Raw genomic sequence first — 231 nt, forward strand, 5'->3', positions numbered from 1 at the left:
AAGCGAAACGCAAATCGCCAGCCATATATGAGTTTGCGCTGGCAGCTCAATCAGCAGCTTGAGCAACTGGAGAAGGCAAACCAACCTTTGTCTAAGACTGCTTTGAGGAAGAAAATAAAACTGCTTGGCAAGCTCAAGAATCTGGAGAAAAACAATATCGGCAGAAAGTCGTATGACAAGAGCTACCGGTCAGCGCAAGAAACTGTCAGAAGCTTTATCAACCATGCGATA

Annotated in this window: 1 pseudogene; it reads left to right on the forward strand. The window is 45.0% G+C overall.

The annotated features are described in order from the left end of the window. Positions 1-231 (forward strand): annotated as a pseudogene (locus tag FD23_RS10865) (RNA-guided endonuclease TnpB family protein); the annotation flags it as partial.

Source organism: Lactobacillus delbrueckii subsp. delbrueckii DSM 20074 = JCM 1012, assembly GCF_001433875.1.
In the GTDB taxonomy this organism is placed as follows: Bacteria; Bacillota; Bacilli; order Lactobacillales; family Lactobacillaceae; genus Lactobacillus; species Lactobacillus delbrueckii.